This is a genomic window from Enterococcus faecalis, from assembly GCF_029024925.1.
GTDB classification, from domain to species: Bacteria; Bacillota; Bacilli; order Lactobacillales; family Enterococcaceae; genus Enterococcus; species Enterococcus faecalis.
On record NZ_CP118962.1, the window covers coordinates 665011 to 687059 of the forward strand.

Sequence of the window (22049 nt, forward strand, 5' to 3'; positions counted from 1 at the left end):
GAGGAAGAAGGAATGGAATTTGTAATCATTTTGCTGAAGTCATTGCTTATTGGTGGTTTACTAGGTTTTGCAGCTGGCGCAGGCGCTGCTCGGATGTTTCATGCACCACAAACGCAAGGGTTAGGGGCATTTAGAACATTAGGGGAAATGAACGCGGCACAAGGAGATCCAGCATCACACTTTTCTTTTGGTTTAGGTTTTTTCTTTAATGCTTGGGCTTCGGCCGTGGGAGCAGGGGCCTTTACACAAGATGTGACCCACCGGATTGTGCCTAACTGGGCTGCAGCAATTTTATTGGTAAAGGATAAAGATGTCACTAAAACGATGCATAATCCCAAAAAAATGGGGATTGTCGGGGCCTTTGTAGGAATGGCGACTGTGGCTTTCTTAAATAGTACAGCTGCAGCAATTCCAGAATCGCTACAAGTAACAGCAGTTGCGGTGTTGGTACCTGCAGCAACGATTTTAATCAATACTGTGATGCCCGTTTTATTCTGGCTAGCGGCTTTAGATGCAGGAAAACGGACGGGTTTCTGGGGAACATTGTTTGGCGGATTATCTCAATTAGTCATGGGCAATGCTGTCCCAGGAGTTGTATTAGGGATCTTAATCGGTAAAGGTGTCGATGATTTAGGGTGGACCCGAATGACACGCGGCATGCTTGGTGCCATTATCTTATTATTTATTTTAAGTGGCTTCTTCCGAGGGTTCGACTTAGAAATGATCGAAAGTTTCCGCTTGTCTATTCCTCAATGGTTAAATAATTTACACAATGTCTTCACCGTTAAATAGAAAAAAGGAGGTCTCATAGATGGAACAGCAAGAAAAAAATGAATGGGCACAACAAGAACAAGAAATTCAAGAAGGTTTAAAAGGCAAAAGTTTTTGGTATGCTGATTGGGGCTTTCCGATTTTAGTCGGGATTATGTCAGCGGCAATTTTTGCAGGAACACATATGTATGTAGTTTATGGTGTGGGCGCCTTTAATGAAGTTTCAATTGTTGCGATGCTAAAAGCTGGTTTAGATGGTGGTTCTTATGGCGCTGCCGCAGCATTTGGTGCAAGTTTCCTGTTTGCACGAATTTTAGAAGGTTCTTTAATCGGGATTTTAGATTTAGGTGGCTCAATTTTAACGGGGATCGGGATTGGCGTACCTGCAATTTTCCTCAGCATGGGTATTAAAGCACCTGTAGAAAACTTTGGCTTAGCACTTTTAACAGGTGCGCTACTAGGGTTAGCAGTTGGTGGCGTAATTGTGTTGATTCGGAAATTTACTATCAATCAAGGAAATTCCACTTTTGGTGCGGATGTGATGATGGGGGCTGGTAATGCCTCAGGACGTTTCTTAGGCCCGTTAATTATTTTGAGTGCGGCGGGTGCTTCGATTCCTATTGGGATTGGTGCCACATTAGGCGCTTTAGGTTTTTACATTTGGAAAAAACCAATCGCTGGGGGCGCAATTTTAGGCGCAATGATTTTTGGTGCAATATTCCCGGTTTCTTTATAATCAGAAAAAGCCTTTTGTTTTGCACTTTCTCTGTCATGAATAAGAATAAGCGTTTACATTATAATGTTACTATGTTATTATAAATGCGAAATAATTATTATTTTTATTAGTTGAACGGAGGAATTAACAAATGAATGGTTTTGTACAGTGGATGGAAGTTAAGTTAATGCCGATTGCGAATAAATTTGGTTCGCAACGCCATATGACAGCGATTAGAAAAGGATTAATTGCAACGATGCCTTTAACAATTGTGGGCTCATTCTTTACAATTTTTCAAAATATTCCAATTGAGGCATACACAAAATTGATTGAACCTTATCAAGCAATTTTAGATATTCCTTCCCGCTATACGATGGGGTTACTTGCACTTTATGCAACATTTGGGATTGCTTCATCATTGGCCAAAAGTTATAAGCTTGACTCTTTGACGTGCGGAATTTTAGCATTAATGGCCTTTTTAGTAACAGCGGCACCACCAACACGTGTCTTTGAAGATGTTGACAACGTCATTACAGCAGGGCGCTATATTAATTTAGCAAATTTAGGTTCAGCTTCTTTATTTGGTGCGATTGTAACAGCGCTGTTATCTGTTGAAATTTATCGCTTCTTTATTGAAAAAGATATTATGATTAAGATGCCAGATGGCGTACCGCCTGAAGTGTCAAATTCATTTATTGCGTTAATTCCAGGAGCAGTTATTCTTTTATTATTCTGGGTTATTCGCCACGTAATTGGTTTTGATTTGAATGGTTTCTTGAGTACGTTATTAATGCCACTTAAAGGTATCCTTGCTGGTAACAGTTTATTTGGCGGCTTACTAACAGTCTTCTTAATCTGTTTCTTCTGGGTTTTAGGGATTCATGGTCCAGCGATTATGGGCCCAGTTATTCGTCCTTTCTGGGATATGTCGATTGCAGAAAACCTTGAAGCTTTTACCAATGGTGCAAACGTTCATCAGTTACCTAATATTTTTACAGAACAGTTTTTACAATGGTTTATCTGGATTGGTGGCGCTGGAACTACGCTTTCTTTAGTTGTTTTAATGATGTTTTCTAAATCAACGTATCTGAAAAGTCTTGGCCGTTTATCGTTCTTACCAGGCTTGTTTAATATTAATGAACCAGTTATTTTCGGAACGCCGATCGTAATGAATCCTATTTTAGGTATTCCGTTTATCGTGGCACCGTTAATTACCACAACGTTATCTTATTTCTTAACAGTCGCTAATATAATTCCGATGATGGCTGCACGCTTAGCGTTTGCAATTCCAGCACCAATTGCTGCTTGGATGAGTACCAATTGGAGTTTCTCGGCCGCAGTATTAGTGATTGTTAACTTCTTAATTACAATGGCTATCTACTATCCATTTTTCAAAGTTTATGAAAAACAACAATTGGATAAAGAAGCAGAAGAATTAGCAGCTGAACAAGCAGCGAAAAATTAAAAAATGTTAGGGCGGGTGTTCTGATATGAATATCCTGCCCCTTCTAAGTCAGAGAAGAAAGTCAGGAGCGTATAAGATGATTATTTGGTTCATTTTCTTTTTTATCGTTAGTCAAATTATTATAGAAAAAGGGCAGTTGCCTACTGTTGTTTATCAACTTAGTTTAGTAAAGACATTGGTTTTTACGGCAGTTTGTATTACTCTTTCCATGATAATTGGCGGATTTCTAAATCAACCAGTATTGCTCGTTGGCTCTACAACAATCCTGTGTAGCTCGGTGATTGCTTGGAAATTTCGAAATAAATTTGAAAATAGCGGAGTGTGAGAACGAAGATGAAAAGAGCATTAGGTGTATCAGTTTATCCAGATCATAGTGATATCAATCAAGATAAAGCGTATTTAAAAAAAGCCAGCGAATGTGGGTTTACTCGAATTTTTATGAGTATGTTAGAAGTGACCGATGGCAAAGAAGCGGTTCAGAAAAAATTTAAAGAATTAATTAGTTATGCGAAAAATTTAGGATTTGAAACAATTTTAGATGTCGTTCCAAGTATCTTTGATGAATTGGAAATTTCATATGATGATTTGACTTTTTTCAGCGAATTAGGAGCTGATGGGATTCGATTGGATACAGGGTTTGATGGAAATAAAGAAGCCATGTTGACGTTTAATCCATTCGGCGTGGCTATTGAGCTGAATATGAGTAATGATGTTGCTTATCTTGATAACATTTTGACGTATGAAGCGAATCGACCTTTCTTATATGGTTGTCATAACTTTTATCCACAAGCGGCAACTGCATTGCCGTATGATTTCTTTGAAAAATGTAGCATCCGCTTTAAAAAGGAAGGTATTCGGACAGCTGCTTTTATTTCATCACAGGTAGGTGAAATTGGTCCTTGGGATGTGAATGATGGGCTACCTACTTTAGAAATGCATAGACAGTTGCCAGTCACTGTTCAAGCTAAACATTTATTTGCAACAAATTTAATTGATGATGTTGTTATTGGAAATGCTTATGCTTCCAACGAAGAATTAGAAGCATTGGGTCAGTTGAATCGTTATCAAACAGAATTGACCATTGTTTTTGAAGAAGCGACTTCTGAAATTGAAAAAGAAATCGTAACAAAAAATCAACATTTTCGCCGTGGAGATATCACTCAGCAGATGATTCGTTCCACAGAAGTGCGTAAAAAATATAAAAATGAAGCTAATCCCCCACATGATAATCAAGCAATGCTACAACCTGGAGATGTTGTTGTGGGAAATGATGCATTTGGAAAATACAAAAATGAATTACAAGTCGTTTTAGAACCACATCAAGACTCACGCAAAAATCGAGTAGGGCGTATTATAGAAGAAGAACTTGTATTATTAGAATTCATTAAGCCTTGGACAAAATTTAGATTTATAGAAAAGTAGGGAAGAATATGGACTACGATTTACTTATAAAAAATGGACAGACAGTAGATGGTATGCCTGTTGAAATTGCAATTAAAGAGAAAAAAATAGCTGCTGTTGCAGCAACTATTTCAGGTTCTGCAAAGGAAACTATCCACTTAGAACCAGGTACTTATGTATCCGCAGGCTGGATAGATGATCACGTTCATTGTTTTGAAAAAATGGCTCTTTATTATGATTATCCAGATGAAATTGGGGTCAAAAAGGGTGTTACGACAGTGATTGATGCTGGGACAACAGGTGCTGAAAACATTCATGAATTTTATGACTTAGCGCAGCAAGCAAAAACAAATGTTTTTGGATTAGTCAATATTTCTAAATGGGGCATCGTTGCTCAGGACGAACTCGCAGATTTAAGTAAAGTACAAGCGAGTTTAGTCAAAAAAGCGATTCAAGAATTACCAGATTTTGTTGTAGGGATTAAAGCCCGTATGAGTAGGACCGTTATTGGCGATAACGGCATTACGCCTTTAGAATTGGCCAAACAGATTCAGCAAGAGAACCAAGAAATTCCCTTAATGGTTCACATTGGATCAGCACCGCCTCATTTAGATGAAATTTTAACCTTGATGGAAAAAGGGGATGTCCTAACCCATTGTTTTAATGGGAAAGAAAATGGTATCTTAGACCAAGCAACGGATAGAATAAAAGATTTCGCTTGGCAAGCGTACAACAAAGGGGTCGTATTTGATATCGGGCATGGTACGGATAGTTTCAATTTTCACGTAGCTGAAACAGCGTTGCGCGAGGGAATGAAAGCTGCATCAATTAGCACAGATATCTACATCCGTAACCGAGAAAATGGTCCTGTTTATGATTTAGCCACAACGATGGAAAAACTCCGTGTGGTCGGCTATGATTGGCCAGAAATTATTGAAAAGGTAACCAAGGCTCCTGCTGAGAATTTCCATTTAGCTCAAAAAGGCACGTTGGAAATAGGTAAAGATGCTGATTTAACGATTTTCACGATTCAAGCAGAAGAAAAAACATTGACTGATTCTAATGGATTGACACGAGTAGCCAAAGAGCAAATTCGCCCAATCAAAACAATTATTGGAGGACAAATCTATGACAATTAGTTACGAAAAATTCCACTTAAAAGAAGTCATTAATGCTTCTGGGAAAATGACCATTCTAGGTGTCTCCAAAGTTTCGGAGGCAGTCCTCGCGGCTCAACGATTCGGCGGCGAACATTTCTTTGAAATGAGTGAACTTAGTGTGCAAACAGGGGCCTTTTTAGCCAACTTGTTGAAGGTAGAAGATGCCCAAATCGTTTCCTCGGCTTCGGCGGGGATTGCCCAATCGGTGGCTGCCTTGATTGGAAAAGGCAGCTTGTACCACGCGTATCATCCCTATTCAGAAAAGATCGAACAACGGGAGATTGTTTTACCTAAAGGGCACAACGTGGACTACGGTACGCCTGTAGAAGTCATGGTAGCGCAAGGCGGCGGCCAAGTGGTGGAAGCTGGCTACGCCAACATGTGCAGTCCAGAACACGTGGAAATGATGATTTCCGAAAAAACAGCGGCCATTCTATACATCAAAAGCCATCATACCGTGCAAAAAAGTATGCTGACGGTGGCCGAAGCGGCCAAAGTGGCGCAACGCCACAAGGTGCCGCTAATTGTTGACGCGGCAGCAGAAGAAGATCTTTTCAAATACACTGAAGCAGGCGCTGATTTGGTGATTTACAGCGGCGCCAAAGCCATCGAAGGGCCAAGTGCCGGTTTAGTGGTCGGGAAAAAAGAATACATTGACTGGGTGCGCCTACAAGGCAAAGGCATTGGTCGAGCAATGAAAATTGGCAAAGACAATATCCTAGGCTTTACGCAAGCAGTGGAAGAATACTTGGCGCATGGCAGTGAATCAGAGGCTTCGATGCAAGAACGCTTAAAACCGTTTGTTGAAGCCATCAACAACCTGTCAGATTTAACCGCTAAAATCGTCCAAGATGGCGCCGGACGAGACATTTATCGCGCCAGTGTCAAAGTGGACGGCAGAAAAACCGCCAAGGAAGTCATCCAAGCGTTAAAAGCAGAAAGTCCAGCTATTTATACGCGAGAATATCAAGCCAACAATGGCATCATTGAGTTTGACATTCGTTCTGTCAATCAAGAAGAAATGAACAAAATCGTGCAACGATTACAAGAAATTATGGACACAAAGGAGAAATAAGCCATGTCATTAAAACCTAATTATTTAGAAGAACGCATTTGTTTAAACGTCTTAGCCAATTCAGTAGAAAATGCCCAAGCCTGTTATGAAGCAGCAGAAGGGCATGTTGTGTTAGGCGTCCTTTCAAAAAACTATGAAACCGATGAAGCAGCCATTGACGATATGAAAAAATACCAAGCAGCAACCAACAACGCTTTATCTGTCGGCTTGGGGGCTGGCGATCCTAATCAAAGTCAAATGGTGGCTCGCTTATCAGAAGTTCTACAACCGCAACACGTGAACCAAGTCTTCACAGGTGTCGGCGCTTCGCGGGCCTTACTTCGTCAAGACGAAACAGTAATTAATGGCTTGGTTTCACCCACAGGCAAAGTTGGCTATGTTAACATTGCGACAGGTCCGTTAAGCTCGGGTGCGCCAGCGGCGGAAGTACCTATCGAAACCGCCATCAAATTGTTGAAAGACATGGGAGGCAGTTCCATTAAATATTTCCCGATGAAAGGCTTGGCTCACAAAGAAGAATACCAAGCAGTAGCAGCAGCTTGTGCCAAGTATGACTTTTATTTAGAGCCAACAGGGGGCATTGATTTAGAAAACTTTGAAGAAATTGTTCAAATTGCGGTGGATGCCGGCGTTAAAAAAATCATTCCTCATGTCTACAGCTCAATTATCGATCAAGAAACAGGGGACACTAGAACAGAAGACGTGAAAACGTTACTAACCATGATGAAAAACACATTGAATAAGTAGGTGGCAAAGATGAAAATTGCTGCGTTTGGTGAAGTCATGCTTCGTTTCACTCCGCCAGAGTATCTAATGTTAGAACAAACAGAGCAGTTAAGAATGAACTTTGTAGGGACTGGCGTAAATCTCTTAGCAAATTTGGCTCATTTTCAACTAGAAACAGCATTGATTACGAAATTACCTGCCAATCGTCTTGGTGAAGCTGGCAAAGCAGCGCTAAGAAAGTTAGGAATTTCAGATCAATGGGTAGGAGAAAAGGGCGATCATATTGGTAGTTTTTTTGCAGAAATGGGTTATGGAATCCGCCCCACACAAGTAACTTATCAAAATCGCCATCAGAGTGCTTTTGGCATCAGCGAGGCGAAGGACTACGATTTTGAGGCCTTTTTAGCGGAAGTAGATATGGTGCATATTTGTGGTATTTCGTTAAGTTTAACTGAAAAAACTCGTGATGCTGCTTTGATACTTGCTCAAAAGGCGCATGCCTATCAAAAGAAAGTTTGTTTTGACTTTAATTATCGACCTAGTTTGAATACAGCAAATAGCGCACTCTTTATGCGTCAACAGTACGAACGCATTTTACCTTATTGTGATATTGTTTTTGGCAGTCGTCGTGATTTGGTCGAGCTATTAGGTTTCATTCCGCGAGAAGATTTAGAAGGTGAGGCACAAGAAACTGAACTGATTCAGCGCTTCATGTCTCAATACAATTTGGAATGGTTTGCTGGGACAACGAGAAGTCATTCCCAAAATCAAAACTACTTAAGTGGGTATTTATATACCCAAAATGAGTACCAACAGAGTGAAAAAAGACCGCTTCTTAATCTTGATCGAATTGGTGCTGGTGATGCTTATGCGGCGGGGATTTTATATGGCTATAGCCAAAATTGGTCGTTAGAAAAGGCGGTTACCTTTGCCACAGTCAATGGGGTCCTTGCACATACGATTCAAGGAGATATTCCTTTGACAACGGTCAAACAAGTGAATCACGTTCTTGAGCATCCGAATATTGATTTAATTCGTTAAAGAAGAAAACCAGAAGAAAAGTCGTGTGTGGCTTTTCTTCTGGTCTTTTTTTCATTATAATTAAAAGAAACAGATTGCAAAGGAGGCAGCAGGATGAGTGTTGCACATCTTTTAACAGTTTTAGAAAACGATGAATTTATTGAACGGATTCAAAAACGACCAGAAGCGTTCATTGGAACGACTGGCTTAGTCGGCTTAGAGAATTTACTTGTTCAGACAATTAACGGTTTATTAGAGTTTTTCATTGAAAAGAATCAAGGGAAAATTGCAATACAGTTATCGCGTCAACAAATCTCTTTTCAGGTATCTTCCACACGACCGCTTGTTTTTGAACAAAAGCAAGTCGATTTAGAACCACCTTTTCTGTATTTATCTGTTTTACAAGCCTTCTCAAAACAAGTAGGAATCAGTATCGATCAAGAAAAACAGCGGACTATTTTTATTTACCATCAAGGGCAATTGAAAAAACGATTATTATTACCTATTGAAGAAACCCAGGAACGAATTGAAGTCTTGTTTTGGCCAGATACGCAAATTTTTGGTACAGAATCGCTTTCTTATATGCGTGTTTTACAACAATGTCAACAGATTGCCATGTTGAATCCAGGCTTAAAGATTCTCTTAACACAAGAAGAGGAACAAAAAAATCTTTGTTATTACCCTAAAGGTTTAAGTAATTATTTATTTGAAAAAGATAACCCATTAACTAGAAAAGCCGCACCGATTATTCAAGCCAAGCAAACAGAATTGGCCCTTGTTCAATTTATTTTGAGTAAAAATCATGCACCGCAAGTGCAAAAAACATTTGTTAATGGGCATTATCCTAGTCTTGGTGGAACCCACTATGAGGGTTTTCTTGATGGCGTAGTGGCCGCCTTTAATCAATTTTTAGAGGAGCAACATTACTCATTATCTGTGACAGCAGATAGTTTTTTAGCAGAATTTGATTTTGTTTTAGCCATTACGATACCAAAGCCCCGCTACACGGATGCAACGAAAACCATTTTAAGAAATACAGAGTTATATGAAGTGGTTAAAGAAGTCGTTTTTGACGAATTACAACACTACTTTCAACGTCATCCCAAATGGTTAGAGCAAGGAAGAATCGAGGGAAATGAATGAAAATTTTTGTCGATGGCGATGGTTCACCTGTGAAAGAGACGGTTATTGAAGTCGCTGTAGAGAAAGCTTTGGATGTGGTGATTGTTACTAGTGTAGATCATTATTCCTTAAAAGATTATCCAGAAAATGTCTCTTTTGTGTATGTTGATAAAGGAGCGGATGCTGCTGATTTTAAAATTGTGCAGTTAATAAAAAAAGGGGATCTTTTAATTACACAAGATTATGGCTTAGCTTCCTTGGTTTTGCCAAAAGGAGTGTCGGTTTTACATCAACTGGGTTATCAATATACGAAAGAAAATATTGATGGCTTGTTAGAACAACGCTATTTTAGTGGCCAAATTCGGCGAAAAGGTGGCCGAACGAAAGGACCTAAACCTTTTACAGACCAAGATAGAACAACGTTTAAACAAGCCCTTATTGAGCTGGTGAAACGGAGTCTTTAGCAAGGAAAAGGCAAGCAAAGAATTTTTCCTTCACTAAATTTGCTTCTATTATGAAACTGGGTTTTATGCTAAAATAAGTAAGGATAATTTGAAAAATAATTTTTTCTAAAAGACAGGAAAGAAACTAGGAGGACAAGCATTTGAAGATTATTTTGTTGTATGGCGGCAGAAGTGAAGAGCACGATGTGTCTGTTTTGTCTGCATATTCCGTTTTAAATGCAATCTATTATAAATATTATCAAGTACAGTTAGTCTTTATTAGTAAAGACGGTCAATGGGTAAAAGGCCCTCTCTTATCTGAACGACCACAAAATAAAGAAGTTTTACATTTAACTTGGGCACAAACACCTGAAGAAACAGGCGAATTTTCAGGAAAACGAATCAGTCCTTCGGAAATTTATGAAGAAGAAGCGATTGTTTTCCCTGTTTTACATGGGCCAAATGGTGAAGATGGAACAATTCAAGGATTCATGGAAACCATTAATATGCCTTATGTAGGCGCAGGTGTCTTAGCTAGTGCTAACGCAATGGACAAAATCATGACGAAATATCTTTTACAAACTGTTGGCATTCCACAAGTACCATTCGTGCCAGTTTTAAGAAGTGACTGGAAAGGAAATCCAAAAGAAGTCTTTGAAAAATGTGAAGGTTCTTTAATTTATCCGGTCTTTGTTAAACCTGCCAATATGGGTTCTAGTGTCGGAATTAGCAAAGCGGAAAATCGTGAAGAATTGCAAGAAGCATTGGAAGAAGCTTTCCGTTATGATGCCCGAGCAATTGTTGAACAAGGGATTGAAGCACGTGAAATTGAAGTAGCCATTTTAGGAAATGAAGATGTCCGTACGACTTTACCTGGTGAAGTGGTGAAAGATGTCGCTTTCTATGATTATGATGCAAAATACATCAATAACACGATTGAAATGCAAATCCCAGCGCATGTTCCAGAAGAAGTAGCTCATCAAGCGCAAGAATACGCTAAAAAAGCGTATATTATGTTAGATGGAAGTGGCTTAAGTCGCTGTGATTTCTTCTTAACAAGCAAAAACGAATTATTCCTGAATGAATTGAACACCATGCCTGGTTTTACTGACTTTAGTATGTATCCTTTACTGTGGGAAAATATGGGCTTGAAATACAGTGATTTAATTGAGGAACTGATTCAGTTAGCTTTGAATCGTTTTAAACAACGCCAAGAATTTTATAATAACTAAGAAGAAAAAATCACACAAGACTGGGACATGACAAGACTTTGGCATGTCCCAGTCCCTGTGTCAGAGGAGCAAAACATAATGAAATTAACCTTCTGGGAAGTAGCGCAAGCGGTTGAAGCCAGTAATGATTGGCAACAATGGCCTGATTTTCCTTTAACAGGCATTGAATTTGATAGTCGTAAAATTGTGAAAGGAAATCTCTTTGTTCCTTTACAAGGTGAAAATGATGGTCATCGTTTTATTGAGAGTGCCATGGCTAATGGCTGTCAGGCCGCTTTTTGGGGACAGGATTTAGTCGATGCGCCGCAACAATTGCCTGTTTTGCATGTTACTGATCCACTGGTTGCTATGCAAAAATTAGCTACCTATTATTTAAATAAAATGCAACCGAATGTCATCGCTGTGACTGGCAGTAATGGAAAAACTACCACTAAAGATTTGATTGCTGCTGTGTTATCTGAAAAGTTTGTGACTTACAAAACGCAAGGCAATTACAATAATCAAATTGGCTTACCCTATACTATTTTACACATGCCTGATGAAACAGAAAAACTGATTTTAGAAATGGGCATGGATCATGCTCAGGAAATTTCTTTCCTTTCCAATCTGGCTCAGCCAGAAGTTGCTGCCATCACAATGATTGGCGAAGCCCATGTGGAAAATTTAGGCTCACGAGCAGGCATTGCACAAGCAAAAATGGAAATCGTAGATGGTTTAGCCAAAGACGGTAGTTTATTTGTGCCAAGCGATGAACCTTTGCTAGAACCATTGGTGGAAAAAGTCACGCAACAAGTGATTACTTTTGGTTTTAGCCAGGAAAGTCAACTTCAAGGAATCGTCACAAATGAAGCCAAAGAGCAAACCTCATTCAAAATCAGTGATACACAAATGACGTTTACGATTCCAGTGCCAGGAACCTATAATGTCACCAATGCATTAATCGCAATTGGTATTGGTCGGTATTTCCAATTAACGGATAGTGAGATTCAAAAAGGGTTGGCTACAGCGGAACTAACAAAGAATCGGACAGAATGGCTGAAAGCAGCGAATGGTGCCGAAATTTTAAGTGACGTGTACAATGCCAATCCGACAGCTATGGGTCTTGTTCTGGACAGTTTTAGCAAAATGTCCAAAGTAGGAAAACGAATTGCTGTTTTAGGAGACATGCTGGAATTAGGTCCTGATTCTGCTAGCATGCATCAAGCAATGGCGCAGCATTTAGCCCCAGATGCGATTGAAGAAGTCTTTTTATATGGTTCTGAAATGGCTTATTTAGCTGATAAATTGCAAGAAACCTATGCACCAGCTAACATTCATTCTTTTAAAAAAGAAGAAAAAAATGAGTTGATTGAAGCTGTCAAAAAAGTCTTACAGCCAGAAGATATGGTGGTTTTAAAGGGAAGTAACGGGATGGGACTTCGTGAAGTCATCGATGCACTTTTGGAAAAGTAAATAAGTTTCATAAAACTTGCTGAAAATAGGATTCTATGATAGAATGACCTATTGCCGGAAGATGACGAGAAAAATTGAATCGTAGTAAATAAAATAGATCTATTTCTATGTTTAATAATAAATGTGAAGCTGAACGACCACGTTTGGCTTTTCTAATGCCATAAGGTGAATTTTTCGGTGAAATCAGGAAAGAAGAAATAGTTGGCACACTATAATGGATTTCTTTTTAACAACTGAAAGTGAAGACACCTGAAACTAGGAAGAAATCGTTCTTTCCGAAACAAAATCTAGGAGGATATCATTTGAAATTTAAAGAACTTGGTTTAGCGCCAGAATTATTATCAGCGGTAGAACGCGCAGGCTTCGAGGAAGCAACCCCTATTCAATCAGAAACAATTCCGTTAGCGTTAGCAGGAAAAGACGTAATCGGACAAGCACAAACAGGAACAGGGAAAACCGCTGCTTTTGGCTTACCAATGCTTAACAAAATTGACGCAGACAACCGCGTTATTCAAGGATTAGTCATTGCACCAACCCGTGAGTTGGCTATCCAAACACAAGAAGAGTTATTCCGTTTAGGCCGCGATAAAAAGATTCGCGTCCAAGCCGTTTACGGTGGGGCTGATATCGGTCGCCAAATCCGTGGACTAAAAGATCGTCCACATATCGTTGTAGGTACACCAGGACGTTTACTAGACCATATTAACCGTCGTACCTTGAAATTAGAAACTGTTGAAACATTAGTTTTAGACGAAGCAGATGAAATGTTAAACATGGGCTTCTTGGAAGACATTGAAAAAATCATCTCACAAGTGCCAGAACAACGTCAAACACTTCTATTTTCAGCAACTATGCCGCCAGCAATCAAGAATATTGGCGTGAAATTCATGAAACAACCAGAACATGTGAAGATTAAAGCCAAAGAAATGACGGCTGATTTAATTGATCAATATTATGTACGTTCAAAAGACTTTGAAAAATTTGACATTATGACACGTTTACTAGACGTGCAAACCCCAGAATTGACCATTGTCTTTGGTCGGACAAAACGCCGTGTTGATGAACTTGCCCGCGGGTTAGAAGCGCGTGGTTACAAAGCAGAAGGCATCCATGGCGACCTATCACAACAAAAACGGATGAGCGTTTTACGTTCATTCAAAAATGGTAACTTAGATATCTTAGTGGCAACAGATGTAGCAGCACGTGGGTTAGATATTTCAGGTGTCACCCATGTCTATAACTACGATATTCCACAAGATCCAGAAAGTTATGTTCACCGTATTGGTCGGACAGGTCGTGCTGGTAAAGGTGGTATGTCTGTGACGTTTGTAACACCAAACGAAATGGGTTACTTACATGTCATCGAAAACCTAACGAAAAAACGGATGACACCATTACGTCCACCAACCGAAAAAGAAGCATTTAAAGGACAATTAAGTGCAGCTGTTGAAACCATCGAAAGTGATCTAGAAGAAAATGGTTTAGACAAATATCTAGAATCTGCTGAAGCGTTATTAGAAAAATATTCAGCGACAGACTTAGCTGCGTTATTATTAAAAACAGTAGCGAAAGATCCAGCAGATGCGGTTCCTGTAAAAATTACCCCAGAACGACCATTGCCTTCAAATAAAAAAGGCTTTAACAAAAATGGCCGTGGTGGTGGCGGTGGGAACAACCGTAATCGCAACCGTGGTGGCAATGGTAAAGGTGGCAGCTATCGTGGCAACAAAAACCATAAAGATGGCGACCGTAATTACAAAAATAGCGACCGCAAAAATAAAGATCAACGTGGCGGCAAACGTCATAACGATAAAAAACGTGGTTTCGTCATTCGCGAAAACGCCAAATAATCAAAAGAGCGAGTGTTCCGTCTATGAACGGAACACTCGCTCTTTTTTGGTAGATAATCGTTAAATAGAAAAACTTAAAAAAAGTAAAAAAGGCATCAAAATGATATAGAAAAAGAAAAACGCCAAAATTATCCAAGTTTTCAACGGGGAAGTTAGATTGAAGAGTTTCATTTTTTGTTGTAGCAAATGAATGGTTACGATCCAAACCAGTTGCAAGAGAAAAAATAGGCTGGGATTTTTAAAGAAGATTGGAAATATGTAGAGCAACAAAGTAAAAATAAATAGGGCGCAACGAAGTAACTTTTTTTGCCGAGAAGTTAAAGTCATACATTTTTCTCCTTTTTCTTTTTATTCTCCCATAAGTAGCCAAAATTTTATATAAAATATCAGAACATCCGCTTAGTTTCCTGATTTTTTTCCGATACTTCTTAGTTGTTGTCTTACTTTTATAAAAATTCAGAAAAATTTTATAAAAATGTAAATAGGAAGAAAACGTATGGTACTTCAATTTGTGTGAGGATCTTGTAAAACATTCTTTATTTTTTTAGCGAATCAGTGGAAAAATTTTGAAATTTTGTTAAAATGAAAGGTAATTCGGAGTAACTATATTAAATAGGAAGTAAGGCGGAAAATGATAAAGGGAATTGGTATTGACGCAGTAGAATTAAGTCGGATAAAACCGATTGTTGAAAAACAAGGATCATTTATTCAACGGGTTTTAACACCTAACGAATTGACCCTTTTTGAAAAGTTATCTACAAAACGTCAAATAGAATTTTTAGCTGGTCGTTTTGCTTGTAAAGAAGCGTTCTCTAAAGCATGGGGCACAGGGATTGGTAAAGTTGGTTTACAAGATATTGAGGTGCTGACTGAAAAAACAGGTGCACCATACGTAGCAAACTCGCCCCATAATGGTAAAGTGTTTGTCTCGATTACGCACACAGATACTATGGCGATTGCACAAATTGTTTTAGAAAGCGAATAATAGAAGCAACGAAGAAAGAAGGATGTACAATGGTCGTTGGATGGCATCGTCCTACACGGTTACATATCGATACGCAAGCAATTACTGAAAATGTCCAAAAGGAATGTCAACGTTTGCCAGAAGGAACCGCTTTATTTGCGGTTGTAAAAGCGAACGGCTATGGGCATGGCGCCGTAGAATCCGCTAAAGCGGCGAAAAAAGGTGGCGCGACAGGTTTTTGTGTCGCCTTATTGGATGAAGCAATTGAATTGAGAGAAGCAGGTGTTCAGGACCCCATTTTAATTTTGAGTGTGGTAGACTTAGCTTATGTGCCTTTGTTGATTCAATATGATTTGTCTGTAACGGTAGCTACACAAGAATGGTTAGAAGCTACTCTTCAACAACTAACGCCTGAGAGTAACACGCCATTACGTGTTCACTTAAAAGTCGATACTGGCATGGGACGGATTGGCTTTTTAACCCCGGAAGAGACTAAGCAAGCAGTGCGGTTTGTTCAATCCCACAAAGAATTTTTATGGGAAGGGATTTTTACTCATTTTTCAACAGCTGATGAAATCGATACAAGCTATTTTGAAAAACAAGCAGGGCGTTTTAAGGCTGTTCTAGCAGTTTTAGAAGAGTTACCACGGTATGTCCATGTTAGCAATAGTGCGACAGCGTTATGGCATCCTGATGTGCCAGGAAACATGATTCGCTATGGAGTAGCCATGTATGGATTGAACCCTTCAGGTAATAAGCTGGCCCCAAGCTATGCGTTAAAGCCGGCCTTACGGTTGACCAGTGAACTTATCCATGTAAAACGCTTAGCGGCTGGTGAAGGGATTGGCTATGGCGAAACCTACGTAACTGAAGCTGAAGAATGGATTGGGACAGTGCCAATCGGCTATGCAGATGGCTGGTTGCGTCATCTCCAAGGATTTACAGTGCTCGTGAATGGTAAGCGTTGCGAAATCGTCGGACGAGTGTGTATGGATCAATGTATGATTCGTTTAGCAGAAGAAGTTCCTGTCGGCTCAGTCGTTACATTAGTTGGAAAAGATGGCAATGAAGAAAATACGTTACAAATGGTAGCCGAAAAATTAGAAACCATTCATTATGAAGTTGCATGTACTTTCTCACAAAGAATCCCCAGAGAATATAACTAGATAGGAGGTTCCGCTATGGTCAAACGCGGAGATATTTATTTTGCAGACCTTTCCCCAGTAGTGGGCTCGGAACAAGGTGGCGTCAGACCTGTCCTTGTTGTCCAAAATAACTTAGGTAATCATTTTAGCCCAACGATTATCGTTGCGGCGATCACAGCCAAAATGGCAAAGCCAAAATTGCCAACACATATCGGGATTAATTCTGATGAAACAGGCATTGAAAAAGATTCAGTGATTCTTTTAGAGCAGATTCGAACAATCGATAAGGGTCGCTTGAAAGAAAAAGTTTGTCATTTGAGACTTGATATTATGGAAGAAGTTGATCGTGCCTTAGGCATCAGTGTTGGACTTAGTAGCGATTCAGCCCCAGCAAAAGCAAATTCAGCTACATAAAGAACGATAGCTACTATGAAATCAACAAAGACTAATTGGATTTTTTAAAAAGCGACTGATCTAGTTCGGTTCGCTAAACATAGTTTGAGTAAAAGCGAGAGAGATGGCCAAGTGGCATCTCTCTTTTTTTGTTTTATATTTTAAAAATTAAAATATAAATATAAAATATAAAATTTTATCATCGTATTTTAAATAAAGTTGTTGGCAAGGCTCAAACGGAATGTTACAATCAATACTATATAGAGTTTTTAAAGAGCGTAACAGGTGATTTTACAAGTTTTGATTGTCGAGCGATGACATAAAGGAGATTATATTTGTATGATGATTGTTGTACTTTTAATGAGTAGTTGCTTATTTTTATTTGTAAGCTATCAATTGTATTTGCGATTACTTGTCGAAAAACTGGATTCAGAGGACCGGACATTAAAGAGGAAAATAAATTTCTATAAGTATCAGAAAAATAGTCGTTTAATGATTTATTTATTGTTTAGTGTTTGTCTACTTAGCGTATTATTGTTAGGAATTGTTTATACATATTATCAATTAAATCAACGAAATATCCGCATGGAACAGCGGATCGAGCTTTTGGCACAGGGCCAAGCTACTCAAGGTGACAAAATAAAAAAACAAGCGATTAAAAAAACAGCCTTAAACCAGTTTCCCTGGAAGCAAGCTGTTTCGACAGAATCGGCCGCTGTCTTGACTAATTATGAATTACAATTAGCGCGTGAATGGCGTCCTTACTTCGGAGAGACGAGTATCACAATAATTAGAAGTGAAAAAACACAAACCTTGACACTGTCTGTTTTTTCAGTTGGCTTAAGTTACCATGAATTTCAAACAGGCCAAGACAATATTGTAGCACTTATTGCAGCGTTGAATTCAGTCAAAGAAATCACCATGATTGATTTTAATTTTACTTATCGAGATCAAGAGCAAACCCTTGTCAAATCCATTGATACGTATGCTCGTGAGACGTTGGAAACAAATTTGGAGCCTGTCGTGATTAGTTAAAAGGACGAGAGAAAGGACATATATATGACAAAAAGACGTTTAATCAAAAAAATTAAAGATATTTCGGATGATACGCTTGAAAAAGAAGTCTTTTTTCAGCCAGGATTCGAACCAGAAAAAATAATTAGCGGAATCAAACCGGAACAACAGGAAAAAGAAATGGCGACGTTAAGAGAAAGGCTCGCCTACTATCAGAAAAAAGAAACAGCCTTTAAAAAACTTCAAGAAGAAAATGAGCAATTAAAGAACCAACAAGAAACGGAAAAACAAGCATTAGAAGAAAAAAATCAGGCATTACTTGAAACACTAAATCAAAAGGAACATGAAATTTTTGAATTGGAAGAGCAACTGGAAACGAACAGTGAAACCACGACAGAGGCTACCACTCTTCAAACAAATCTGCAAAATGCAGAAAAACAATTAACCACTGTACATAATCAAATGGAACGTTTAGAAAGTGAATTAACGCAGCAAGTGGCAGAATTAGAAAAAGAATCGGCTGAACAGCAACAACATATCCAGACATTACACAACCAGTTAGCAGAAGAAAAAGGAAAGTTGGAGAAAAAAGGAGATATTACAGGAATGGAAAAGCAAGTAGAAACGTTAACGACAGAATTAGAAGAAAGCACAACGACTCAACAAGCATTGCAGGAACAAATTGAAAAACTAACTGTACAATTACAAAAAGTAGAAGCCGAAAAACAAACCTTACAAGAGGCTGCCCAACAAGAAGTGATTGTGAAACAACGCATGGAGGAGTTAAAGAATGAGCTTCAAAATAGTTTACAGCAAAAAAATGAAGCAGAAGTAAAACTAGGTCGACTACAAGGTGTCAATGACAAACATCTTGCTGAAAAGCAAGTTTACGAAGGGGAATTAGCTGCTCTAAGAAAAGAAGTAGAGGCCAAAGAAGACAGTTTAGAACAAGTTCAAAAAGAATTGAAGACACTACAAGCCGTTTCAAAAAATATTGAACCGAGTAGTGAGCAGTTAACAGAACTGCTACGCGCAAAACAGCAAATTAACGATTTATTAATGAAAAATCAGCAATTACAAGAAGAGGCTTTAAAATCGCAACAAGAAATTGGCGAAGTGATGGTTTCTGCCAAAAAAGAAGCCAATCGGATTGTTAATGAAGCGAAAGTAGAAGCAAAACACCTAATCAATTCCGCAGAATTAGAAATGTTAAATATTGGTAACCGAGCGAAAAGTATTTCGAATGAAGTCGAAGCATCAAAAGTAGAAGTACTTGAGATTTATCGCGAATTAGAGGAACGCTTAACTAAACTGACACGTCTTGAACAAGATAACTATTAATAAAATGGTCAGTAAAAAGTTAACGGGAGCAAGGAAACTACATTGTCTTGGGGTCCTTTTTTTAGCTGTTACATTAAGTAGCTCCGCAGAAAGATTACAGGCTGCTGCTGTCTCAAAGGAAGAGCAGTCGCTAAGGCAACCGCTTATCAGGAAAAACATAGTAACAGAGAAGAGCGAATATCTTGTAGAAGCAAATCAAAGTATTTGGGAGCTGGCACAAGATGCGCAGAAACCATTGAATCAGTTTATGAAGGAAAACCAGTTACGTAGTAGTTATATAAAAAAAGGAACGCAATTAGTTAAATAGAAAAAAGGAGCAAGAAAGGAAAAGTTTATTTAAGAAGCTTTTCCTTTTAAGAAAACGATGGAAGAATGGATAAAGCCCGTTATGCGAACAATTCGCCACATTAAGCGCGCCTTCTTGAAGCAAAAGTTGCCTGCGACATATCAGCTAAAAAAGCAAAAGGCTAACACAGCAATGGAATATTTGCTTGAGCAAACAGATAACCATCAATCAATAAGAGGACCGAAAAGAAAAATGACCGCTGAAGAGATTAAAAAAAAGCGGCAAGCCTACCAAAAGAAACAACGCGTCCAAGTCGTTAAATTTTTTATGCCAGCTATTCTTTTCGCCATTTTTGTGTTCTTTTTTGTGTTAAAGACATCTAGCTACCCAATTGCTGGGCAATCCATGAAGCCGACACTTAACGCAGGGGAACGAGTCTTAGTACAACGGACGAAGCAAGTAGCAAGGTACGATGTGATTGCATTTAAAGCACCGCTAGCTAGCAAAGGTACGTACGTCAAGCGAATCATCGGGGTTCCTGGTGATCGAATTTGGGTAAACGAGGGAAAACTTTATCTTTCAGAAGAACCTATAGCAAGCGATAATGAGGCACTGCCTGAGAATGCCAGTCGTTTTGACTTATCAGAAGAAGCGGCAGCCCAACTTCGCCTGTTTCAGAAGATTCCAGCTGGTCATTACTTTGTCTTAGGGGACAATCGTACGCATTCAAGTGATAGTCGTACGTTCGGCTTTGTCGAGATACAAGCGATTGAAGGAATCGTGGTGTTTAAAATGGCGCCGTTTAAGGAAATAGGGAAAGTAAAATAAAAAGCTTAAGTCTGCCATCTAAGAGTAGGGCACTTAAGCTTTTCTTTTTAGAGATTATTTGCCCAATAACAATTGAATGATTTTTTCAATTGATTGTAGGTCGTAACGATTACTAATATCCGAAAAAATATAGTAATGGTCATACTGGGCAACGAGCTGTTCATTATTGGTATTCATTAAAAGCAAATCATAATGGTTTTCTGCGTTGTAAGGCTCAATTTTCAGCGGATATTTTCCAGCGATACTCTGTTGTATTTTTTGTGCTACCAACTCGCTATAAGCACTGCTCAGTGAGTGATAAACACCAATCGTTATTTTTTTTTCATTTAATTCAGCAATGTGATTCAAAATAAGTGTATAATTAATTTCAGTAAATTGATTTTGGTACTTAGAAGCAGTGGCTTTTGTGGCAAAGTTCGTTGTAGCGATCTCCACTAATTCGTAAACTTCACTTTCGCTAAAAGGATGACGTAAGACTTTCAAAAGTGACTGAATTGTCCAATAATCAAAGGGTAAAATAAATCCTGAAAAATAATAGAGTTGCGCATGTAATTGGAAAAGTAAATTTTCAATATAAAGTAGCCGAATAGGCAGCACGTAATGGGATAAATAACCACGTGCTTTAAGGTACGTTAAAATGACCCGGTTCATTTCGTTAAGATACGTTTTTTCAATTCGTTGTTGTTTTGCTAAACGAAAGGCGAAAGCAGCATTCGCAGAATAGTTATGCATGGAACAAAAAAAGTCATAAAACATATAGGCTTCATTGATTGTATATGGACGGTAGATTCTTTTCATATATGTATGTATAGATAAATTAATTTCTTCAAATAAAGGTCGATCGAGTTGGACATCATGTGGACTAATCGTTGGCAGGGGTTCTAAAACCATGCGACGAAAAGAAATTTTCATCCAAAGTTTAATTTGGAGAATTTCTGTATGGTCAAAGGTAATTCTGGGGATTTCTTGTAGTATCTCGATTAATCCTAGGTATTGATTGGCCAGTTCTTTTTCTAAATCTGTTTTTTCTTCAAAGATAAACCAGAAAAAATTAAAAAAGAAAAAGCGAATTTGTTTTTCTTCGCCGACAAGTTTTCCTCGTTTGATACGTAAATTAAACTCATTGAGTAAGTCATTTAATTCAACAATTTTTCGATAATAGGTAGCAGAGCTAATGGCATAATTCTGTTGGAAATACCCGCCATTTATTTCATTTTTATGGAAGAGTTGCTGGACCATGTGAAACTTAATAGATTTATCTAAGAACAACATGATCATTGCTTTCATGGAAAAGGTAGGCGCTTTATTTAGATATAGAGTGTCACCTAATACTGTTAAGGTGAGGTTTTCTTGAAGTTGCTCTTCTTTCAAAAATTGCTCTAAAAAAGAAAGATACTCATTCAATGTTGGTAAACTAATATTGAAAAAATCTACTAATTCATTTCGTGTCGCTCGGCCTTTATTATTATATAGGAACAATAAAATATCATTCATATAATCATAAGGCTTTTCTAAAAAATCTCGTTTTAGCATCGTTACTCACCTCTCTTTTAAGAATACTGTATCTATGATAAAATGGCAATAAACAACTGATAAAAAGATTGTTTTTTGAGGTGTTTTTTATTATCGTTGAGAAAAAGAAATAA

23 protein-coding genes are annotated in these 22049 nt (G+C 38.4%); 21 read left to right on the forward strand and 2 right to left on the reverse strand.

Translation table 11 applies throughout. The features are described from left to right. Positions 1–12 precede the first annotated feature (12 nt). From PYW42_RS03325 to cshA, 14 genes are all read left to right on the forward strand, one after another. Positions 13–792: a DUF4311 domain-containing protein gene (locus PYW42_RS03325; protein ID WP_002355709.1), complete on the forward strand. Its 780-nt coding sequence runs from the start codon at positions 13–15 to the stop codon at positions 790–792. 19 nt (positions 793–811) lie between these two features. Next, a complete protein-coding gene (locus tag PYW42_RS03330) occupies positions 812–1507 on the forward strand; it encodes a DUF4310 family protein (RefSeq protein WP_002388896.1) in 696 nt (231 codons plus the stop codon). 130 nt (positions 1508–1637) lie between these two features. After that, positions 1638–2951 carry a PTS sugar transporter subunit IIC gene (locus PYW42_RS03335; RefSeq protein ID WP_002358780.1) on the forward strand — a complete coding sequence of 438 codons (1314 nt, stop codon included), beginning with the start codon at positions 1638–1640 and terminating at the stop codon, positions 2949–2951. Between the two features lie 25 nt (positions 2952–2976). After that, positions 2977–3276, forward strand: coding sequence for a hypothetical protein (locus PYW42_RS03340; protein ID WP_002409611.1), 300 nt, complete (start codon positions 2977–2979; stop codon positions 3274–3276). A gap of 8 nt (positions 3277–3284) precedes the next feature. Then, positions 3285–4373 (forward strand): DUF871 domain-containing protein, encoded by a 1089-nt coding sequence (locus tag PYW42_RS03345; RefSeq protein WP_002388849.1) that lies wholly within the window; start codon positions 3285–3287, stop codon positions 4371–4373. An 8-nt stretch (positions 4374–4381) separates the two neighbouring features. After that, the gene (locus PYW42_RS03350; RefSeq protein WP_002388962.1) at positions 4382–5491 is read left to right on the forward strand and encodes an amidohydrolase/deacetylase family metallohydrolase; all 1110 of its coding nucleotides are present in this window, start codon (positions 4382–4384) and stop codon (positions 5489–5491) included. Further along, positions 5481–6587: a DgaE family pyridoxal phosphate-dependent ammonia lyase gene (locus tag PYW42_RS03355; protein ID WP_010816097.1), complete on the forward strand. Its 1107-nt coding sequence runs from the start codon at positions 5481–5483 to the stop codon at positions 6585–6587. Before PYW42_RS03350 ends, PYW42_RS03355 begins: the two co-directional genes overlap by 11 nt. 3 nt (positions 6588–6590) lie before the next feature. Then, positions 6591–7334 (forward strand): 2-dehydro-3-deoxy-phosphogluconate aldolase, encoded by a 744-nt coding sequence (gene dagF / locus PYW42_RS03360; RefSeq protein WP_002361094.1) that lies wholly within the window; start codon positions 6591–6593, stop codon positions 7332–7334. A gap of 9 nt (positions 7335–7343) precedes the next feature. Next, the gene (locus PYW42_RS03365) at positions 7344–8354 is read left to right on the forward strand and encodes a sugar kinase (RefSeq protein WP_002379155.1); all 1011 of its coding nucleotides are present in this window, start codon (positions 7344–7346) and stop codon (positions 8352–8354) included. A 93-nt stretch (positions 8355–8447) separates the two neighbouring features. Beyond that, entirely contained in the window at positions 8448–9476 is a 1029-nt protein-coding gene (locus PYW42_RS03370) for a DNA topoisomerase IV subunit B family protein (RefSeq protein WP_002363239.1), read from the forward strand. Beyond that, complete coding sequence (locus PYW42_RS03375) at positions 9473–9919, forward strand: YaiI/YqxD family protein (RefSeq protein ID WP_002355720.1); 447 nt, start codon at positions 9473–9475, stop codon at positions 9917–9919. Before PYW42_RS03370 ends, PYW42_RS03375 begins: the two co-directional genes overlap by 4 nt. 140 nt (positions 9920–10059) lie before the next feature. Then, complete coding sequence (locus PYW42_RS03380; RefSeq protein WP_002355721.1) at positions 10060–11130, forward strand: D-alanine--D-alanine ligase; 1071 nt, start codon at positions 10060–10062, stop codon at positions 11128–11130. A gap of 78 nt (positions 11131–11208) precedes the next feature. Then, a complete protein-coding gene (locus PYW42_RS03385) occupies positions 11209–12582 on the forward strand; it encodes a UDP-N-acetylmuramoyl-tripeptide--D-alanyl-D-alanine ligase (RefSeq protein ID WP_002366255.1) in 1374 nt (457 codons plus the stop codon). A gap of 302 nt (positions 12583–12884) precedes the next feature. Then, the gene (cshA, locus tag PYW42_RS03390; RefSeq protein WP_002355724.1) at positions 12885–14432 is read left to right on the forward strand and encodes a degradosome RNA helicase CshA; all 1548 of its coding nucleotides are present in this window, start codon (positions 12885–12887) and stop codon (positions 14430–14432) included. 60 nt (positions 14433–14492) lie between these two features. Here cshA and PYW42_RS14135 read toward each other — a convergent pair whose 3' ends face one another. Continuing rightward, a complete protein-coding gene (locus PYW42_RS14135; protein WP_002358791.1) occupies positions 14493–14759 on the reverse strand; it encodes a hypothetical protein in 267 nt (88 codons plus the stop codon). 304 nt (positions 14760–15063) lie between these two features. Between PYW42_RS14135 and acpS the strand changes: the two genes are divergently transcribed. The 7 genes from acpS to lepB all read left to right on the forward strand — a co-directional run bounded on the left by acpS (position 15064) and on the right by lepB (position 20403). Next, entirely contained in the window at positions 15064–15417 is a 354-nt protein-coding gene (acpS, locus tag PYW42_RS03395) for a holo-ACP synthase (RefSeq protein WP_002355727.1), read from the forward strand. A gap of 29 nt (positions 15418–15446) precedes the next feature. Beyond that, positions 15447–16562 carry an alanine racemase gene (gene alr, locus PYW42_RS03400; RefSeq protein ID WP_002388905.1) on the forward strand — a complete coding sequence of 372 codons (1116 nt, stop codon included), beginning with the start codon at positions 15447–15449 and terminating at the stop codon, positions 16560–16562. Positions 16563–16577: 15 nt separating this feature from the next. Next, complete coding sequence (locus PYW42_RS03405) at positions 16578–16955, forward strand: type II toxin-antitoxin system PemK/MazF family toxin (RefSeq protein WP_002355729.1); 378 nt, start codon at positions 16578–16580, stop codon at positions 16953–16955. A gap of 318 nt (positions 16956–17273) precedes the next feature. Continuing rightward, positions 17274–17969 (forward strand): hypothetical protein, encoded by a 696-nt coding sequence (locus PYW42_RS03410; protein ID WP_002388963.1) that lies wholly within the window; start codon positions 17274–17276, stop codon positions 17967–17969. Positions 17970–17993: 24 nt separating this feature from the next. After that, positions 17994–19289, forward strand: coding sequence for a coiled-coil domain-containing protein (locus PYW42_RS03415; protein WP_002361325.1), 1296 nt, complete (start codon positions 17994–17996; stop codon positions 19287–19289). Next, positions 19270–19596, forward strand: a complete 327-nt coding sequence (locus PYW42_RS14140) for a hypothetical protein (RefSeq protein WP_002364740.1) — start codon at positions 19270–19272, stop codon at positions 19594–19596. The genes PYW42_RS03415 and PYW42_RS14140 overlap by 20 nt, the downstream gene beginning before the upstream one ends. Before the next feature lie 57 nt (positions 19597–19653). Continuing rightward, on the forward strand, positions 19654–20403 hold the full coding sequence (lepB, locus tag PYW42_RS03420) for a signal peptidase I (RefSeq protein ID WP_002385011.1): 750 nt from the start codon (positions 19654–19656) through the stop codon (positions 20401–20403). Between the two features lie 54 nt (positions 20404–20457). On the opposite strand, the gene PYW42_RS03425 is transcribed toward lepB, so the two are convergent. Beyond that, positions 20458–21936, reverse strand: coding sequence for a helix-turn-helix domain-containing protein (locus tag PYW42_RS03425; RefSeq protein WP_002388853.1), 1479 nt, complete (start codon positions 21934–21936; stop codon positions 20458–20460). Positions 21937–22049 lie beyond the last annotated feature (113 nt).

Bases quoted from the DNA above. Each gene is read 5' to 3' on its own strand.
- PYW42_RS03410 (WP_002388963.1), top strand. From the start codon at position 17,274: ATGATGATTGTTGTACTTTTAATGAGTAGTTGCTTATTTTTATTTGTA.
- PYW42_RS03385 (WP_002366255.1), top strand. From the start codon at position 11,209: ATGAAATTAACCTTCTGGGAAGTAGCGCAAGCGGTTGAAGCCAGTAAT.
- PYW42_RS03425 (WP_002388853.1), bottom strand. From the start codon at position 21,936: ATGCTAAAACGAGATTTTTTAGAAAAGCCTTATGATTATATGAATGAT.
- PYW42_RS03345 (WP_002388849.1), top strand. From the start codon at position 3,285: ATGAAAAGAGCATTAGGTGTATCAGTTTATCCAGATCATAGTGATATC.
- PYW42_RS03330 (WP_002388896.1), top strand. From the start codon at position 812: ATGGAACAGCAAGAAAAAAATGAATGGGCACAACAAGAACAAGAAATT.
- PYW42_RS03375 (WP_002355720.1), top strand. From the start codon at position 9,473: ATGAAAATTTTTGTCGATGGCGATGGTTCACCTGTGAAAGAGACGGTT.
- PYW42_RS03325 (WP_002355709.1), top strand. From the start codon at position 13: ATGGAATTTGTAATCATTTTGCTGAAGTCATTGCTTATTGGTGGTTTA.
- dagF (WP_002361094.1), top strand. From the start codon at position 6,591: ATGTCATTAAAACCTAATTATTTAGAAGAACGCATTTGTTTAAACGTC.
- PYW42_RS03405 (WP_002355729.1), top strand. From the start codon at position 16,578: ATGGTCAAACGCGGAGATATTTATTTTGCAGACCTTTCCCCAGTAGTG.
- PYW42_RS03370 (WP_002363239.1), top strand. From the start codon at position 8,448: ATGAGTGTTGCACATCTTTTAACAGTTTTAGAAAACGATGAATTTATT.
- lepB (WP_002385011.1), top strand. From the start codon at position 19,654: ATGGAAGAATGGATAAAGCCCGTTATGCGAACAATTCGCCACATTAAG.
- PYW42_RS14135 (WP_002358791.1), bottom strand. From the start codon at position 14,759: ATGACTTTAACTTCTCGGCAAAAAAAGTTACTTCGTTGCGCCCTATTT.
- PYW42_RS03340 (WP_002409611.1), top strand. From the start codon at position 2,977: ATGAATATCCTGCCCCTTCTAAGTCAGAGAAGAAAGTCAGGAGCGTAT.
- PYW42_RS03415 (WP_002361325.1), top strand. From the start codon at position 17,994: ATGACAAAAAGACGTTTAATCAAAAAAATTAAAGATATTTCGGATGAT.
- alr (WP_002388905.1), top strand. From the start codon at position 15,447: ATGGTCGTTGGATGGCATCGTCCTACACGGTTACATATCGATACGCAA.
- acpS (WP_002355727.1), top strand. From the start codon at position 15,064: ATGATAAAGGGAATTGGTATTGACGCAGTAGAATTAAGTCGGATAAAA.
- PYW42_RS03365 (WP_002379155.1), top strand. From the start codon at position 7,344: ATGAAAATTGCTGCGTTTGGTGAAGTCATGCTTCGTTTCACTCCGCCA.
- PYW42_RS03335 (WP_002358780.1), top strand. From the start codon at position 1,638: ATGAATGGTTTTGTACAGTGGATGGAAGTTAAGTTAATGCCGATTGCG.
- PYW42_RS03350 (WP_002388962.1), top strand. From the start codon at position 4,382: ATGGACTACGATTTACTTATAAAAAATGGACAGACAGTAGATGGTATG.
- PYW42_RS03355 (WP_010816097.1), top strand. From the start codon at position 5,481: ATGACAATTAGTTACGAAAAATTCCACTTAAAAGAAGTCATTAATGCT.